Genomic DNA, 14633 nt, shown 5'->3' with positions numbered 1-14633 from the left:
TCAATGTACGGGTCGGCCATCCGCCGGGAACGGGAACAGACCGAAGCTCACCGAGTCCTGCGAATACCCTGCCGAACCGAACCCACCAAAGGATTGAACTCATCGAGGGCGGCCCAGAACAGGTAGCCGCTACTCGTGTGCTGACCGGCTTGTCCGGATGACACTGGGAACGGTTGCCACGGTGGCGGCGGGTGTCGGAACTGGGGCGGCGATGGACAGGCAAAAGGGTGGCTCGACCTCGACGTTCGTAGCCTCGCACGAGGATCTTGGTGCCTCGCTCGTGCGGTGCCTGTGATTCCGGCTTTTGACCCTGCAGTGTTCGAGGAGCTGATTGATCAGCTGGACTCGCGGGCGACTGCCACTGATTTCCTCGACTCCTTTGCTGCCATGCTCACTGACCGTATCCGCGTCATCGAGGACGCGCTCAGAGCCCACCACCATGAAGATGCTGTGCGGGCCCTGCATAGTCTGCGGGCCAGCGCCGTCATGGTCGGAGCGCGCCAGCTGGAGGCATCCACCACCCGCGCACTCGATCTCAGCAACCCCGAGTCGACTGCCGTCGGGCCACTCGTGCGCAAGCTTCAAGGCCAAGCTGACCTGTTCCGGACAGCCATCATCCCGTTCCGCACGCCCGCGGAATCCCCCTCGAATGCGTCAGAAGTGCGACAACACGCCTGAGATGGACCGCCAGGAGTGCCCAGACGGTACTCGTCCGCAGCTTTGTCGTCTCGGCCCACAGCCGATCGTCCCCACCACGTCTCCCTAGGCGTGGTAACTGGGGTCACCTGCTCGGTGAGGTTCTCCCTACCAGAGAGTCGGCCTTCTGGTCGTCATGGGGCGCTGCGGGGCCGGGCTCGAGTCAGGGTTCGTCGTGTCGCCGCATGTGGTCCTGCGCGGTGGCGTGCATCGTCCGGTATCTCTCTCCCGATTCGACGGCGGCGACGACGGCAGGGTCTGGGTCACGGCGAAGAGCATCAATGACGTCTTCGGGCAGGTCGACTTCTGCTGCGAGATACCAGCGTGCGATAGGTGATCCTGAGGCGGTTATCTGGCGTGCTTGATCAGGATCCGGGGGGAGCCCGCCGGATGGGGTGTCGAGACGTTCGATCTGGAAGTGGAGGTGCGGTGGCGAGCGATGACCACCTGGCTGGTAGGCGGGCTGTACGTTCAAAGAGATCCGGGCCGAGCCTCCGTCCCACATCACCCAGTCCGGTCCGAGGCCCGTCCATTCCTTCCAGCGCGCATCATCAGATGACCACGTAGGCCAGTCTGGCCCGGACTCGTGCTGGTGCAGGTCCTCGTTCTGGTCGAGCCGCCGTGCGAGTTCCCGGCCCGTGGTGAAGACCACCGCAGTGTCCTCCTCGGTCAGGAACACGGCCAGATTCGGGGCGTAGTCGGACGACAGCAGAGACCAGGAGGGTTCATCTGGGCAGTACCAGTGCCCACCGTCCACCGCGCGCACCCAGCCCGCGGCTTCGATCCCGGCAGCCAGGGAATCGGCGTCAGAGAGCAGACCATTGCTGATCGCTTCACGCGTCACGAACAGGACCTTGTCGAGGACGGCGTGATGGACCATGTCGCTAGTCAGTCAGGCAGCGATCCACCTGTCAATGCATCTCGAAGCGAGATCGTCTGTCGTGCTACTTCCGTGCCCACCAATTTCTGGCCCTATCGAGGCGGTCGTCACGAGAGCCCCGACTACGACCAGAACGATGACGGCTACACCTATCCCCATGATCAGAAGCGGACGGTTGACCGGCACCGCATCGGTGTTGATCTGAATGGGGTACATGAACTGATCAAGACCTGAGGTGCTTCCCAGTACAACTGCGCACGAGCATCGATTCCCGGTCCTCAGGAGTTCGGGTGTCGGTCGGGGTAAGAGCCGGATGCCGGGTCAGTCGGGGGTGTAGGGGCTGATGTCGAGCTGGTCCGCTCCGTGGTCGCGCAATGCCTCGATGACACGCTGCGAGGCGATGAACGCATAGTTCTGGCCTGTCTGGTCGTAGAGGTTCTGGATGTCAGAGCCTGGGGACGGATCGGTCGCGAAGCCGGTGTATCCCTCGACAGGCGAGCCCGCGTGGTCGCGAACCTCGACGTCGAAGGTCCGGTACCCGGTGGCCCCAAGTGCGCGACGTGCCGCGATGAAACCAGTGGAGGCGATCTTCAGCGTGATCCCAACGGTCCACAGCACGTCACCGAATGTCTTACCTCCGTTGTAGGGCGCGAGCCATAGCGGGAAGGGAAGTTTTTCAGGACGCCAGTCCACGATGAACGGGTAGACACCGGTGACACCGTCGGGCATGCACCAGGGCTCTTCGGTGATCTTCGGCTTACCCTGTCCATTGACGTCGAGCCACACATCGTTGCGTCGTGATCTGGCCTGCATGCGAACCCAGTCGGACACACGCTCGCCTTCCAGTAACGAAGTCGGGTCTGGTGAGCAGGACCGTCACCGGCGCGCGCCGTCCCGGGAGTAGCGGCGTACGAGGTCATTGAGGGCGAGCGTCGTCATGATGATGGAGACCGCTACGACCGCCAAACCGACATAGGCAAGCAAGCCAGCGATAGATGGGAAGGCTCCGCGGTGCTCTCTGAACCAATGCGCCGAACCTGTCTTCTGAACCCCCATGAGTGCCATACCCCAGTGTCCGACGGCAAGATCACCAGGAGGATCACGACACGTACCGAAATGGTCACAGTGCCTTGGCCAGGGCGGCTATGAGCGACTGGCCGGAATGTAGCGCTCCGCTCGTGCCCCGGAGGGGAACTCTGTGATCCCGACCAGTTGCAGATTCAGCGGACCGTCGAGACCGTCGAAGAGCCTGGGCCCGTGGCCCACGAGTGTGGGGTACCTGACGAACTCGTACTCGTCGATGAGTCCGGCGTCAGCCAAAGCGAGGGGCAGCGCCACGCCCCCGACATACAGTCCTCCGCCCGGCCGCTCCTTCAGCGTCCTGATCGCCTCGACGGGGTCACCGGTCAGCGCTTCGGTGTTCCATCCGTCCGGTTCACGCGTGCTCGAGACGAGGTACTTCTTGACCGCGTTGATCGACTCCTGAAATGGCTTCATCCATGGCGGTAAGTCCTCCGCCGTACGCCAGAATTCCATCAGCTCGTAGGTGGTGCGGCCAAGGATGATCGCGTCGGCACGAGCTATGGTTCGGGCTGCGTGATTGTGGGATTGTTCGTCCTGGACGCCGGCCGTGTGGTCGACGCAGCCGTCGAGCGAGACATTGATCGAATATCGCAGAGGCCGCATCGACTCAGGCTGGCACGGTTTCCACGACTGCGCCACAGCAAGAACTTGCCACCTTTCGGGTGTTCACAAAGAATCGGCTCGCGGATGCAGGGGAGGTCTCATGCCAGAGTTACACCATGACTTTGAATCATGAGCTCGATCTGATCTTCGAGAGTCGGGACCGCGACAACATGCAGCCCACCATCGACGCGTTGTTGCCCTACTACGCAGCCGACCCCGAAAACGCGCGAGTTCTCTACGAAGTCGGCGGTGCATACGACACCGCGGGCCAGGAAGACATTGCCCAAGGCTTCTACGAGAAGGCTCTCGCCGCCGGGCTCCACGGTGATCTACTGCGCCGGTGCTACGTCCAATACGGATCGACGCTGAGGAACTTGGGCGCATACGAAAGGTCTCTGGTGGTCTTTCGAGAAGCTCGTGCTGCGTTTCCCGACTCCCCTGCCCTGGGCGCATTCGAGGCCATCACTCTGCATGCCGCAGGACACCCAGATGAATCCGTCGCAGCATTGCTCGACCTAGTGGTGAGCTTCGTTCGTACTCCCGACATCGAGCGATACAAGCCAGCAATCACCGGCAATGCGGCCTACATCCGCACCCTACAGGGCCAGCACCCGTAGCGCATTGTTCCCGACGAGGGATACTTCACCGGGCAGGTGGAGCGCGACGATCTCAGATGTCGAGGATGTTGTTGTGGGCGTTGGTGATTGGAGAGAGGTCTCGGGTGTCAAGGCCTTTCATGAGGTGAATGGATGCGTATTCTGTCGGCCTGATACGGCCGGCGTCGTCCAATACGCGGAAGGTCTGCTCCGAGGGAAGGTCGATCAGGGTCCAGGCCGCCCAAGGATCGTCGGTGGTGATCGGATCCAGCTTGAGCTCATCGTCTCTGGTCCTTCTCACAGCCGGAAGAGCAGCCCTGTGACCGGATATCCACGCGTCGTCGGTTACTTGCGTGTGCCTGGTGCGGATTCCGGCCGTGCATCTCGGGTGATGAGACCTTCTGCAGCCTGACGGGTGACGAACAGGCAGACGGCCGGCAGGAAGACGAGAACGATGAGCAGGACAGTCGGAGCGACGTACTCCTCACGCATCATGTACCGGCAGCGACGAGTGGCTCGTTGTGATGCTCCCGAGTCCAGTCAGCGACGCATCGGGTCCTCGTCGCCGACGTCGTGCTGACCTGTACGAGAAGGACCCGCGGGGCATCTTCGAGCTGGTTCTGCTAGCTGCGAAGGAGAACAATCTCCTCGAGCGCCAGGCGCGTGCGAGGCGCCGTCTCCCGTTCGGCGAGAGCTTCGGGGAGCTTGTCCGCCGTATCGATCGTGCCGACGGCGGTGATCGTCATGGGTTTGAGGTTCTCGGTGAGACCGAAGGCGGCGATCAGGGTGTCCCACTGGACGCCAGCCATCTGGTGGGTCACAAGACCCTCTGCCTCGGCCTGGACACTGAGGTGAGCCACGGCCTGGCCGAGGTCGTACTCGGCGTAGGGGCGTTTGTCGCCCTCCACCGTGGACGTCTCGGCGACACCGACGATCAGTGCGGAGGCGCGGTGAGCCCATGTCGCGTTGAATCCGACGAGCGCGGACGCGATCGACTCGAACGCGGGGGTCCCGCGCCGCGCGACGATGAAGCGTCGCGGTTGATGGTTGCTCGCTGAGGGCGACCAGCGGGCCGCCTCGAGCAGTGCGTCGAGCTGCGCCTCAGTGATGGTGGCTTCTGCATCGAATGACCGGGGGCTCCAGCGTCGGGCGAGCTCATCGATGATCGGCACGCGGGTGTCGGAGAAGCGAGCCGTCGTGGTGTCAGGGCTGAGGGACATGAAGACTCCTGTGCTGGTTCCGGGATGTCGGCGCATCATCGAGCCTCACACGGGGAACAACTGATTGCTTCCACTCATTCCTGCCGGCGGTGTCGAGGAGTTTTCTGCAGTCAGGGAATGAACGAGATCACTGCCCGGTGCGAGTTGTGCACTGCGGATCGAGTGCGCTGCTCCGCAGGCGAGCAGCAGGACCGATGGAGGCGTCCACGTCTTCGCGCACGCCTCCATCGGTCAGTGTGATGACGTGTCGTGTGAGTATCCGATCAGGCGTGCTCCACAGGGAGCCACAACTCGCAGGTGGCTGTGCTGAAATCGTCGGACCGCTCGAGGATCGCGACGATCGAAGGGCCCGGACGTAGACGCCACGGGTTGGAGGGGAACCAGTCCGTGGCAGTGGCCGCCCAGGCGGACTGCAGGGTGGCCGGGTACTCGCCTTCGGTCCGGAACACCGCCCACGTCCCGGCCGGCACCTCGATGGCGTCGAGATTCTCGGCTGCGCGGGTCGTCTCGGTGACGGCAACCCCGTGCAGGTAAGTGAGGTCGCTGCCTTCGGTGTAGTCGGGGTCGACGTCGGCGCTGACCTGCAGCAGGCCGGCCGGCTGGGTATTGCCCAGAGTTCTGAGTCGGTCGTGCTCCTCGCGAGGTATGGATGCTACGTGTGCCTGGATGTGCGGATTGATGCCCAGGTGGATGAGCGGGACTCGGGCTGCGTGGCCGACGAGGCGGAAGGCCGGGCGTTCTGCGATACGGGTGTCCATGGTGCTTTTCCCTTCTACGGTCAGGGTGAACCTGAGCTGTGACTGGGTGCGAAGGGGTCCTCCGTCCCGGCGTGCGTCGCCGGGCTTCACGCCGTGGACGGAACGGAAAGCCCGACCGAGGGCTTCGGTCGATCCGTAGCCGTACCGCACCGCGATACTCAGCAGGTCCTCGTCGCGGAGCAGGTCTCCTGCAGCGTGTGTCATGCGGCGACGTCGAACGTACTCCGACAACGGCATTCCGGCCAGCGATGAGAACATCCTCCGCAGGTGGTACTCCGTCGTCCCGAGTCCCACAGCGACGTCAGGCACGTCCAGATCGCCGGTCAGACTGTCCTCGACCGCTTCCATGAGTCTGTTCAGCTCGGTGATCACGGCTCTCCCTTCGCCATCCAGCCTTCCGGGTCCCAGTCATCGGCACCCTACTATCGCGGTCCGATGGGATCACCTCACCGCTCGCGTCCTGCCCCGGGACCGTAGGCGGAACGCATCAATCGGCGGGCGGGAGGGCGTCGTCGGCGCGTTGTCGTCCTGCCAGGGAGTACCTGCGGATATCGACGCCGAGCGCAATGATGCAAAGAATCGGCAGGAGGGGTAACACGACGTCGCCGCGCCAGTGGATGATCCACAGGAAGAACGCCCAGAACAGGACCGTGAAGACTCCGAGGGCGATCAGTGAACGACGGGTGGGAATCCGGGGAAGCGGTTCCAGCCCTCGCTTCCGATGGTCGTTGAGTTCCTTCACCGCGGCGAGGCCGAGCGGCATGAAGATCGCGAGGAAGAGCGCGACGCTGATCACCGTGCTCCAGACGCTTGTCACGCCCAGGATGTCGGTCACGGTGAGGACGAGCGGCGTCCCGGTGCCTTGATGTCATGACTCCTCGAGATGCCGTCCATGGGCGAGCCGATGGGCCAGCAATCGACCTCAGCGTTCCGCAACAGGAGATCGATGCTCTAGACTGCTTATTGTCAGAGTGACAATAAACGAGGAGCAGGACATGGACGCAGTACTGGACTGGATGAATGCCCCGGCCGCTCAGTTGCTCGGGGCACCCGTCAGCTGGATCGAGGTCATCGGGTTCGTCACCGGCGCGGCCTGCGTGTACGGCGTCGCCCGGCAGCGGGCCTGGAACTGGCCGGTCGGCATCGCCAACAACATCGCCTTCATGATCCTGTTCCTGGGCGCCGGGCTCTACGGCGAGACCGTCCTGCAGGCCGTGTTCGCCGCCGTCGCCGTGTACGGCTGGTACAACTGGGTCCGCGGAGCGGAGGACACCGAGGTGACCGGCGACCTGCCCATTCGCGATGCCTCCCGGAACGAGGTCGCCGTCGGCCTCGGCGCCGTCGCCCTGGCGACGATCGGGATCGCCGTCATCCTCACCCACGGCACCGACTCCCAGGTCCCGTGGCCGGACGCCTTCGTCCTCGCCGCTTCACTGCTCGCGACCTACGGGCAGGCCAGGAAGATCCTCCAGCACTGGTACGTGTGGATCGTCATCGACCTGGTGTCCATCCCGCTCTACGTCTCCCGCGGTCTCAACCTCACCGCGATCCTCTACATCGGCTTCACTGCCCTCTGCGTCTACGGTCTCGTCGACTGGAAGCGCAGCCGCACCGATCGCACCACCCCTGCCGCCGAGACCGAGAAGGTGCCGGCATGACCATCGACCAGGGACTCGTCATCGGGAAGTTCTACCCGCCACACATCGGCCACCGGCACCTCATCGCCAACGCCGCCGCGGCCAGCACCAGGCTCGCCGTCGTCGTCCTCGGCAACCGGTTCGAGAACATCGCCCTGGTGGACCGCGTGAAGTGGCTCGCCGACGAGTTCGCCGAAACCAACGTGTCGGTCATCGGGATGGCGGACGACTGCCCCGAGGACTACACGTCCAAGGCCATCTGGAAGGCCCACATCGAGCTGATGCGCACCGCCCTCGGACTCGACGGCATCACCGCCGTCGACGCCGTCTTCAGCTCGGAGGAGTACGGGGAGGAGCTGGCCGCCGGCTTCGACGCGGCGCACGTGATGGTGGACGCTGCACGCACCGCCTACCCCGTCAGCGGAACCCTGTGCCGCGATGACCTCACCGCGGCCTGGCGGGACATCATCAAGCCGGCGCGGCAGGACATGGCCGTACGCATCATCCTCGTCGGTTCCGAATCCACCGGCACCAGCACTCTCACCCGCGCTCTCACCGAGCACTACCGCTCCCGGTACCCCGAGCTGGTGGACGTGCCCGAGTTCGGCCGCCAGTACACGTACGACAAGTTCGCGGCCGCGCAGGCACAGGACCCCGGTGCGGTGCTCTCCGACCTCGAGTGGACGTTCGAGGACTTCGCCGTCATCGGCGAACGGCAGAACGAGATGGAGAACGAGGCGGCAGCGCGCTGTCCGCTGGTCATCGCCGACACCGACAGCCTCGCGACGACCCTGTGGGAGCGCTACTACCTCGGTGAGGGCAGCTACGGCTCCTACCGGGCCCTGCACCAGCTGCCGCGTCGGGACATCTACCTCATCACCGATCACGAGGGAGTCGCCTTCGAGGACGACGGCTGGCGCGAAGGCGAGCACCGCCGGGCCGAGATGACCGAATGGTTCAAGGAGGAGCTCACCGCCGCCGGCCACTCCTGGATCCTCGTCACCGGCGACCACGAGCGGCGCATGGACACCGCGATCGAGCTCATCGATCTGATCATCGCCCAGCGCAACCGCTTCACCTCGCCGCCCTGGGCCAGGCGCACGGTCCTCGCAGGAGCATGATGGCCACCGAAGAACAGCAGTTCCTCGAGGACTACGAGCCCAAGGAATACCCCTCCGTCGCACTGACCGTGGACCTCGTCGTCTTCGCCGTGACCGACAGCGTCCTGCACGCGGTGTTCATCCGCCGCGGCGGACGCCCGTTCCGGGGCGCGCTGGCGCTGCCCGGCGGCTTCGTCAAACCGGACGAGGACGCCCTCCACGCCGCCTGGCGCGAACTGGAGGAGGAGACCGGACTGGACCTCGGGCGGCACCGCGCACACGTCGAGCAGCTTGCCACCTACAGCTCGCCGGAACGTGACCCGCGCATGCGGGTCGTCTCCGTCGCCCACCTGGCACTGCTGGCCACCGACAGCCGGACCCTGCCCGGGCTCAGTCCCGGCAGCGACGCCAGCGCCGCGCACTGGAAGCCCGTGCACGAGGTCCTCGCCGACGAGGAGCTGGCCTTCGACCACCGGGACATCCTCACCGAGGCGCTCGAGCGCCTGGCCGGGAAGATCGAGTACACGCTCACTGCCGCCAGACTCGTGCCCGAGGAGTTCGCTCTCTACCAGCTGCGTCACGTCTACGACGCCGTATGGAACTCGAGGCTCGACGCGGGGAACTTCACCCGCAAGATGACGGGCGCCCTGACCGATACCGGCCGCAAGGTCGCCCGGTCGAAAGGTGCCCCGGCCACCGTCTTCACCGTGAAGGACGAGTACCTCAGCCCGCCTCTGGTGCGACCCGCAGCCGGGGCCCACCGATGACCCGCGACGGAAACGGCAGACCGGCGACGGGGGAGGACCCGTCCCGCGCGCATGTCTGGCGACGGCCGACTACCGGACCCCGCGGTGCAGCAGTGGCCACCGTCATCCCGCCGAGGGCTTCTCGCCGGTCGCGGTGACCGGTTGTCCCGATTTCGTTCGCGGTCCGACGGCAGACCTCCCGGCGACCACTCACCCGTCGGTCCCCACGGCGCCCGCCACCCTCGGTAGGCTGGGCAGCAACTGCTACCCAGGAGGACCACATGGGCATCACCCCCGAAGATGAAGTCGTCAGGATCTGCCAGGAACTGATCCGGTTCGACACCTCGAACTTCGGCGACAACGCCGGCCCGGGGGAGCGGTCCGCCGCCGAGTACACGGCCGGCCTCATCGAGGAGGTGGGCCTGTCCACGCAGCTGTTCGAGGCCGCACCCGGTCGCACGTCCGTCGTCGCGCGCATGGAGGGCACGGACCCGTCCCTGCCGGCCCTCGTCGTCCACGGGCACCTCGACGTCGTGCCCGCCCAGAAGGAGGACTGGTCCGTCGACCCCTTCGGCGGGGAGGAGAAGGACGGGCTCATCTGGGGCCGTGGCGCCGTCGACATGAAGGACATGGACGCGATGATCCTGTCCGTCCTCCGCTCCATGCAGCGCGACGGCGTCAAACCGCAGCGCGACCTCATCTTCGGGTTCTTCGCCGACGAGGAGGCCGGCGGCGCATACGGTGCCTCCTGGCTCGTGGACAACAAGCCCGAGGTCTTCGAGGGTGCCACCGAGGCCATCTCCGAGGTGGGTGGATTCTCGGCGACCATCGGCGGGCAGCGCACCTACCTGCTGCAGACCGCCGAGAAGGGTATCTCCTGGCTGCGGCTGGTGGCCCACGGCCGGGCCGGGCACGGCTCGCAGATCAACACCGACAACGCGGTGACCGCCCTCGCCCGGGCCGTCACGCGCATCGGTGACCACGCCTGGCCCATCGAGCTCACGCCCACCACTCGCCAGTTCCTCGACGGCGTCACCGAACTGACCGGGGTCGAGTTCGACCCGGACAATCCCGACATCCTCCTGCGGGAACTCGGCACCGTGGCGCGCTTCGTCGGGGCGACGCTGCAGAACACGGCGAACCCGACGGTCCTCAAGGGCGGGTACAAGCACAACGTCATCCCCGGCACCGCCGAGGCGCTGATCGACATGCGCACCCTCCCGGGCCAGCAGGACCAGGTCCTGGAGATCATCCGCGGACTCGCGGGGGAGGGCGTCGACGTGAGCTACGAGCACAAGGACACCTCCCTGGAGGTGCCGTTCGCGGGGAATCTCGTCGACTCGATGATCGATGCCCTGCACGCCGAGGATCCCGGCGCCAAGGTGCTGCCGTACACGCTCTCGGGCGGCACGGACAACAAGTCGCTCAGCCGCCTCGGCATCACCGGGTACGGCTTCGCACCCCTGCAACTGCCGGATGATCTCGACTTCACCGGCATGTTCCACGGCGTCGACGAGCGCGTGCCTGCGGACTCGCTCCGCTTCGGCGCCAAGGTGCTCGCCCGCCTGCTCACCACCTACTGACCGCCGGCGTCGGGACGGCAGGGGCGAAGATGACGACGACGTCCGCTACGACCGCCGGTCAGCTCCTCACCGCGGAGCTGCTCGAGCGCTTCCGGGGGCGGGCCTCGGGCTACGACGCCGGGAACTCCTTCTTCACGGAGGATTTCGACGATCTGACCGCCTGCGGGTACCTCCGCATGCTCGCGGACGTCCGGCCCGGTGCGTCGGGCGGGCTGACGCGCGCCGCCCGGGCCCAGCGTCTCCTCGCCTCCGCGGCACCGGCGACCGCCCTCGGCACCAACATGCATCTCGTCTGGACGGCGGTGGCCGGCCTGCTCGCGGACCGCGGCGACGCCTCCCTGGAATTCGTGCTCGACGACGCCGCCCGCGGCGAGGTCTTCGCGTTCGGTGTGTCCGAGCCGGGCAACGACGCCGTCCTGTTCGACTCCCTGACGCGCGTCGAACGGACCCCCGACGGTGGGTACAGCTACACCGGCACGAAGGTCTTCACGAGTCTCTCGCCCGTCTGGACCCGGCTCGGTGTCTTCGGCAAGCTCGAGGGGCGCGACGGCGCCGAGGACTCGATCCTGCACGCTTTCGTCCCGCGCGGGACGCCCGGGGTGGAGACCCTCACTGACTGGAATCCCCTGGGCATGCGAGCCACGCAGTCGAACACCACGCGCCTCATCGATGTCCGTGTCCCCGCAGCCGCCGTCTTCCGCCGCCTCCCCGTCGGACCGAACGCCGACCTCCTGGTCTTCGGGATCTTCGCCGCGTTCGAGACCCTCATCGCCGCGGTCTACCTCGGCATCGCCGACCGTGCGCTGGAACTCGCGGCGCAGTCGCTCCTGCGGAGGCGGAGTCACACCGCAGGACGACCGCTCGCCGACGACCCGGTGCTGCGGAACCTGCTCGCAGGGGCGGCGATGCGCCGCACCGCAGCGGATGCCGAACTCGAGAACGTCGTGCGCGACCTCGATGCGGGGGACGAGGCCGGACCGGCGTGGTTCCCGCGCCTCGTGACCCTCAAGACCCACGCGGTCGACGCCGCTGTGGAGGCGACGGGGGTCGCGCTGCATGTGGGGGGAGGGTCGGGCTTCTCGGCGGACTCCGAGGTGGTGCGCCTGCACCGTGATGCCCTGGCGGGGCAGTTCCATCCGTCGACCCTCGAATCTGCCCGGTCGACGGTCGCGACCTCCCTGCTGGGGCCGCCGTCGTCGTGACCGACCGGTGGTTCCGGGGCCTGTCGGGCCGGTGGCCCGGTGGGGTCAGGCCGTGCGCTCCACGCGCAGGACCTTCCGCCTCAGCCAGTAGCGCCTGCTGCCACCCATGTAGATGCAGCTGCGCTCCAGCTCCCACTTGCCGTACTCGGCGTGTTCGGTGAGAAGTTTCCGCGCCGCGGGAAGAGGTTCACCCGCGGTGACGGTGAGCACCAGATACTCGTACTGCCGCCCGTAATCCCGCTCCCGGACGGCCGTCGCGTTCAGAAAATGTTCTCGCATATCCCTCCAATTTCGATCACTTTACCGATAACGTCTAGGCCATGAGCATTGATCCGCGTGTCGCGCTCCAGTCCCTCGTGACAGCCCTCGAAGAGCATCTCGCTGCCTCGGCGTCACGTCGGCGGGAGGACGATCCCGCGGTGGAGGCCGCCTACCTCGGTATCGTTGACGCCTTCGAAGTCTACGAGGAAGCCCTGTACGACGCATTCGGTGAGGTCACTCCGCTCGAGATCTACGAAGAGTCGGACGACGACGACGATAACGACGACAATGACGACGCCGAGTACGCCTCCGACCTCGTCGACGCCGAGATCGAGCACTGACCTTTCACGCGCAGGGCTCTCGCCTGGAGCGCTCGACCTTCTGATCGCTGCTCACGCTAGGGCTCGTCGCTCATGCGCGGCCCGGCCACTCGCGCGCAGCCTGCCCGGACTCTCAGGGAAGCAGCGCGGAGACCTCGTCGAGGACCTCGGAGATCGGCCCCGCGACGGGTGCGCCGCCGACCTGGAGGATCTCCTTCAGCTGCTGGGGTGTGCGGGCGCCGATGATGGCCGAGGCCACGCCGGGCCGGTGCAGCAGCCATCGCAGCGCCACCTCGTGGGGTTGCAGGTCCAGCCCGCGCGAAGCCGTGCACAGTGCCTCGGTGATCCGTTGCGGCTTCCCTGACAGGTAGGGCTCCACGTAGGGCGACCAGACGTCGGAGGCGCCCCTCGACTCGGACGGGATCCTCCCGCGGTACTTCCCCGTCAGGACACCCCGGCCGAGCGCACCCCAGGCGAGGATCCCCGCGCCCGAAGCCGCCGCCGCGGGGAAGACGTCACGTTCCGCGCCGCGGTTCACGAGGGAGTACTCGACGTCGTTCACGAGGAGCGGGAAGGACGCGGTGGCGGCCGCGCGTGCGAACTCCCACCCCGCGTAGTTGGAGACACCGACGTAGCGGGCCCGGCCGGACGAGTAGGCCACGTCGAGGGCGCTGAGGATCTCGGGCAGCGGCACGGCGGGATCGGGGGAGGGCGCCAGCCAGACGTCCGCGTGGTCCGTACCCAGCAGGGCCAGGGACGCGTCGAGCGAGTCGAGAAGGCCGCGCCGCGAACTGTCCAGCCTTCTGCTGCCGGACCTCGTGGTGCCCCCCTGGACCACCAGGACGAGCTCCGAGCGGGCCACGGTGTCATTGATGAACCCGCCCAGCATGGCCTCCGACTGACCCTCGCCGTAGCGCGCCGCTGTCTCCACGAGCGTGCCGCCGGCATCGGTGAAGAGGCGCAGCTGCTCACGCGCCGATTCCTCGTCGACCTCCTGGCCCCAGTTCATGGTGCCGAGTCCCAGAGCGGAGACGGTCAGGCCGCTCGCTCCCACGTTTCGCCGTTGCATGAGGCCAAGCCTAGGGCCTGTGCCCGGGTGCATGGCTTAGGGTCGTTAGCGTGCATTGGATAGAAGCTGTCATCCTGGGATTCGTCCAGGGCCTCACCGAGTTCCTCCCCATCTCGTCGAGCGCCCATCTGCGCATCGTCGGCGAACTCCTCCCCAACGCGCAGGACCCGGGAGCCGCCTTCACCGCCATCACCCAGCTGGGCACCGAGACCGCCGTCGTGGTCTTCTTCTGGCGCGACATCGTCCGGATCGTGAAGGCGTGGTTCGGAGCGCTGCGCGGCACCGTCCCGCGGAACGACCCGGATGCCCGCATGGGGTGGCTCGTGATCCTCGGCAGCGTGCCGATCGTGGTGCTCGGGCTCCTCTTCCAGGACCAGATCGAGAGCACGTTCCGCAGCATGTGGATCGTGGCGACGATGCTGATCGTCTTCGGGCTGATCCTCGCCGTCGCGGACCATGTGGGGCGCCAGGCGCGGGAGCTGCACAGCCTCACCTACCGGCACGGCATCCTCTTCGGACTCGCCCAGGCGCTGGCTCTCGTCCCGGGCGTGTCGCGTTCGGGCGGAACCATCACCGCGGGCCTCCTCATGGGGTACACGCGGGAGGCGGCGGCGCGCTACTCGTTCCTCCTCGCCATCCCCGCCGTGTTCGGCAGCGGTGTCTTCCAGCTGGTCAAGAGCTACGACGAGACCGGACCGTACGCCCTGCCCGAGACGGCCCTCGCCACACTGGTGGCGTTCGTCGTCGGCTTCGCGATCATCGGCTGGTTCCTGAAGTTCGTGACGACCCGCGGGTACGGGCTCTTCGTCTGGTACCGGATCCTGCTCGGACTCGCTCTGTACGTGCTGCTCGGACTGGGCGTCATCAGCGCCTGACGCC

19 protein-coding genes are annotated in these 14633 nt (G+C 66.4%); 10 read left to right on the top strand and 9 right to left on the bottom strand.

What is annotated here, in order from left to right:
* Positions 1-315: 315 nt before the first annotated feature.
* A complete protein-coding gene (locus tag FNH21_RS09170; RefSeq protein WP_191931799.1) occupies positions 316-678 on the top strand; it encodes an Hpt domain-containing protein in 363 nt (120 codons plus the stop codon).
* A gap of 181 nt (positions 679-859) precedes the next feature.
* Here FNH21_RS09170 and FNH21_RS09165 read toward each other — a convergent pair whose 3' ends face one another.
* Complete coding sequence (locus tag FNH21_RS09165; RefSeq protein ID WP_152814524.1) at positions 860-1576, bottom strand: hypothetical protein; 717 nt, start codon at positions 1574-1576, stop codon at positions 860-862.
* Between FNH21_RS09165 and FNH21_RS09160 the strand changes: the two genes are divergently transcribed.
* The gene (locus tag FNH21_RS09160; RefSeq protein WP_152814522.1) at positions 1568-1810 is read left to right on the top strand and encodes a hypothetical protein; all 243 of its coding nucleotides are present in this window, start codon (positions 1568-1570) and stop codon (positions 1808-1810) included. The genes FNH21_RS09165 and FNH21_RS09160 overlap by 9 nt on opposite strands.
* Positions 1811-1897: 87 nt before the next feature.
* On the opposite strand, the gene FNH21_RS09155 is transcribed toward FNH21_RS09160, so the two are convergent.
* Together FNH21_RS09155 and FNH21_RS09150 are read right to left on the bottom strand one after the other, a co-directional pair.
* Positions 1898-2407 carry a hypothetical protein gene (locus tag FNH21_RS09155; protein ID WP_152814520.1) on the bottom strand — a complete coding sequence of 170 codons (510 nt, stop codon included), beginning with the start codon at positions 2405-2407 and terminating at the stop codon, positions 1898-1900.
* Between the two features lie 312 nt (positions 2408-2719).
* Positions 2720-3262 (bottom strand): dihydrofolate reductase family protein, encoded by a 543-nt coding sequence (locus FNH21_RS09150; RefSeq protein WP_152814518.1) that lies wholly within the window; start codon positions 3260-3262, stop codon positions 2720-2722.
* A 116-nt stretch (positions 3263-3378) separates the two neighbouring features.
* Between FNH21_RS09150 and FNH21_RS09145 the strand changes: the two genes are divergently transcribed.
* A complete protein-coding gene (locus tag FNH21_RS09145; protein ID WP_152814516.1) occupies positions 3379-3879 on the top strand; it encodes a tetratricopeptide repeat protein in 501 nt (166 codons plus the stop codon).
* A 52-nt stretch (positions 3880-3931) separates the two neighbouring features.
* Here the strand turns inward: FNH21_RS09145 and FNH21_RS09140 are convergent, their stop codons facing one another.
* The 4 genes from FNH21_RS09140 to FNH21_RS09125 all read right to left on the bottom strand — a co-directional run bounded on the left by FNH21_RS09140 (position 3932) and on the right by FNH21_RS09125 (position 6671).
* A complete protein-coding gene (locus FNH21_RS09140; RefSeq protein WP_152814515.1) occupies positions 3932-4159 on the bottom strand; it encodes a hypothetical protein in 228 nt (75 codons plus the stop codon).
* Positions 4160-4481: 322 nt separating this feature from the next.
* Entirely contained in the window at positions 4482-5078 is a 597-nt protein-coding gene (locus FNH21_RS09135; RefSeq protein ID WP_152814513.1) for a nitroreductase family protein, read from the bottom strand.
* Between the two features lie 263 nt (positions 5079-5341).
* Complete coding sequence (locus FNH21_RS09130) at positions 5342-6208, bottom strand: GyrI-like domain-containing protein (RefSeq protein ID WP_191931798.1); 867 nt, start codon at positions 6206-6208, stop codon at positions 5342-5344.
* Between the two features lie 115 nt (positions 6209-6323).
* Positions 6324-6671 carry a hypothetical protein gene (locus tag FNH21_RS09125; protein WP_152814511.1) on the bottom strand — a complete coding sequence of 116 codons (348 nt, stop codon included), beginning with the start codon at positions 6669-6671 and terminating at the stop codon, positions 6324-6326.
* 160 nt (positions 6672-6831) lie between these two features.
* On the opposite strand from FNH21_RS09125, the gene pnuC reads away from it, so the two are divergent.
* The 5 genes from pnuC (at position 6832) to FNH21_RS09100 (ending at position 12104) form a co-directional block, all read left to right on the top strand.
* Positions 6832-7494, top strand: coding sequence for a nicotinamide riboside transporter PnuC (pnuC, locus tag FNH21_RS09120; RefSeq protein WP_152814509.1), 663 nt, complete (start codon positions 6832-6834; stop codon positions 7492-7494).
* Positions 7491-8594 (top strand): AAA family ATPase, encoded by a 1104-nt coding sequence (locus FNH21_RS09115; protein ID WP_152814506.1) that lies wholly within the window; start codon positions 7491-7493, stop codon positions 8592-8594. The genes pnuC and FNH21_RS09115 overlap by 4 nt, the downstream gene beginning before the upstream one ends.
* The gene (locus FNH21_RS09110; RefSeq protein ID WP_241743143.1) at positions 8594-9340 is read left to right on the top strand and encodes an NUDIX hydrolase; all 747 of its coding nucleotides are present in this window, start codon (positions 8594-8596) and stop codon (positions 9338-9340) included. Before FNH21_RS09115 ends, FNH21_RS09110 begins: the two co-directional genes overlap by 1 nt.
* 149 nt (positions 9341-9489) lie before the next feature.
* Positions 9490-10902 (top strand): M20/M25/M40 family metallo-hydrolase, encoded by a 1413-nt coding sequence (locus FNH21_RS09105; RefSeq protein ID WP_338403243.1) that lies wholly within the window; start codon positions 9490-9492, stop codon positions 10900-10902.
* A gap of 29 nt (positions 10903-10931) precedes the next feature.
* Positions 10932-12104 carry an acyl-CoA dehydrogenase family protein gene (locus FNH21_RS09100; protein ID WP_152814501.1) on the top strand — a complete coding sequence of 391 codons (1173 nt, stop codon included), beginning with the start codon at positions 10932-10934 and terminating at the stop codon, positions 12102-12104.
* Positions 12105-12149: 45 nt separating this feature from the next.
* Here the strand turns inward: FNH21_RS09100 and FNH21_RS09095 are convergent, their stop codons facing one another.
* A complete protein-coding gene (locus FNH21_RS09095; RefSeq protein WP_055771038.1) occupies positions 12150-12383 on the bottom strand; it encodes a DUF5703 family protein in 234 nt (77 codons plus the stop codon).
* Between the two features lie 41 nt (positions 12384-12424).
* Between FNH21_RS09095 and FNH21_RS09090 the strand changes: the two genes are divergently transcribed.
* On the top strand, positions 12425-12706 hold the full coding sequence (locus tag FNH21_RS09090) for a hypothetical protein (protein ID WP_152814499.1): 282 nt from the start codon (positions 12425-12427) through the stop codon (positions 12704-12706).
* Between the two features lie 112 nt (positions 12707-12818).
* On the opposite strand, the gene FNH21_RS09085 is transcribed toward FNH21_RS09090, so the two are convergent.
* On the bottom strand, positions 12819-13754 hold the full coding sequence (locus FNH21_RS09085; protein WP_152814497.1) for an aldo/keto reductase: 936 nt from the start codon (positions 13752-13754) through the stop codon (positions 12819-12821).
* A gap of 50 nt (positions 13755-13804) precedes the next feature.
* On the opposite strand from FNH21_RS09085, the gene FNH21_RS09080 reads away from it, so the two are divergent.
* The gene (locus FNH21_RS09080) at positions 13805-14629 is read left to right on the top strand and encodes an undecaprenyl-diphosphate phosphatase (RefSeq protein ID WP_191931797.1); all 825 of its coding nucleotides are present in this window, start codon (positions 13805-13807) and stop codon (positions 14627-14629) included.
* Positions 14630-14633 lie beyond the last annotated feature (4 nt).

Source organism: Arthrobacter bussei, assembly GCF_009377195.2.
Taxonomy (GTDB): Bacteria; Actinomycetota; Actinomycetes; order Actinomycetales; family Micrococcaceae; genus Arthrobacter_D; species Arthrobacter_D bussei.
The sequence above is the reverse complement of the archived record's forward strand: the minus strand, read 5'-3'. Positions and strand labels throughout refer to the sequence as shown.

Bases quoted from the DNA above. Each gene is read 5' to 3' on its own strand.
- FNH21_RS09160 (WP_152814522.1), top strand. From the start codon at position 1,568: ATGGACCATGTCGCTAGTCAGTCAGGCAGCGATCCACCTGTCAATGCA.
- FNH21_RS09165 (WP_152814524.1), bottom strand. From the start codon at position 1,576: ATGGTCCATCACGCCGTCCTCGACAAGGTCCTGTTCGTGACGCGTGAA.
- FNH21_RS09150 (WP_152814518.1), bottom strand. From the start codon at position 3,262: ATGCGGCCTCTGCGATATTCGATCAATGTCTCGCTCGACGGCTGCGTC.
- FNH21_RS09145 (WP_152814516.1), top strand. From the start codon at position 3,379: ATGACTTTGAATCATGAGCTCGATCTGATCTTCGAGAGTCGGGACCGC.
- FNH21_RS09135 (WP_152814513.1), bottom strand. From the start codon at position 5,078: ATGTCCCTCAGCCCTGACACCACGACGGCTCGCTTCTCCGACACCCGC.
- pnuC (WP_152814509.1), top strand. From the start codon at position 6,832: ATGGACGCAGTACTGGACTGGATGAATGCCCCGGCCGCTCAGTTGCTC.
- FNH21_RS09115 (WP_152814506.1), top strand. From the start codon at position 7,491: ATGACCATCGACCAGGGACTCGTCATCGGGAAGTTCTACCCGCCACAC.
- FNH21_RS09110 (WP_241743143.1), top strand. From the start codon at position 8,594: ATGGCCACCGAAGAACAGCAGTTCCTCGAGGACTACGAGCCCAAGGAA.
- FNH21_RS09100 (WP_152814501.1), top strand. From the start codon at position 10,932: ATGACGACGACGTCCGCTACGACCGCCGGTCAGCTCCTCACCGCGGAG.
- FNH21_RS09095 (WP_055771038.1), bottom strand. From the start codon at position 12,383: ATGCGAGAACATTTTCTGAACGCGACGGCCGTCCGGGAGCGGGATTAC.
- FNH21_RS09090 (WP_152814499.1), top strand. From the start codon at position 12,425: ATGAGCATTGATCCGCGTGTCGCGCTCCAGTCCCTCGTGACAGCCCTC.
- FNH21_RS09085 (WP_152814497.1), bottom strand. From the start codon at position 13,754: ATGCAACGGCGAAACGTGGGAGCGAGCGGCCTGACCGTCTCCGCTCTG.